This is a genomic window from Streptomyces recifensis (assembly GCF_002154615.1).
GTDB classification, from domain to species: Bacteria; Actinomycetota; Actinomycetes; order Streptomycetales; family Streptomycetaceae; genus Streptomyces; species Streptomyces griseoluteus.
The window spans coordinates 1-552 of sequence record NZ_MUNH01000734.1 but is presented as its reverse complement, the minus strand read 5'-3'; the positions used below and the strand labels follow the sequence as shown (position 1 = coordinate 552).

The following is a 552-nucleotide window of genomic DNA, read 5'->3' as shown; positions in this document are numbered from 1 at the left end:
CGGGGACGTACGCGCCGCCCGCCGTGGAGTTGCCGAACACCACCGCCACGGTGGGGATGCCCTCGGCCGACAGCCGGGTCAGGTCCCGGAAGATCGCCCCGCCGGGGATGAAGATCTCCTTCTGCGAGGGCAGGTCGGCTCCACCGGACTCGACCAGGCTGACGACGGGGAGGCGGTTGGCCCGCGCGATCTCGTTCGCCCGCAGGGCCTTCTTCAGGCTCCACGGGTTGCTCGCGCCGCCGCGCACGGTCGGGTCATTGGCGGTGATCAGGCACTCGGTTCCTTCGACCACTCCGATGCCGGTGACCAGGGAGGCGCCGACGGTGTACTCGCTGCCCCAGGCGGCGAGGGGGGACAGCTCCAGGAACGGCGTGTCGGGGTCGAGCAGCAGCTCGATCCGCTCCCGGGCGAGCAGCTTGCCGCGCTTGCGGTGCCGGGCCACGTATTTCTCGCCCCCGCCCGCGAGCGCCTTGGCGTGCTCCGCCTCCAGGTCGGCGAGCTTGGCGAGCATGGTGTCGCGGTTGGCCTGGTGGTCGGGGGCGCTGGGGTCGA

General features: G+C 72.3%; 1 protein-coding gene. It reads right to left on the bottom strand.

The window, feature by feature from the left end; translation table 11 throughout:
• A partial coding sequence (locus CCN33_RS29035) for a carboxyl transferase domain-containing protein (protein WP_279628224.1) occupies nt 1-552 on the bottom strand: 552 nt, incomplete at both ends.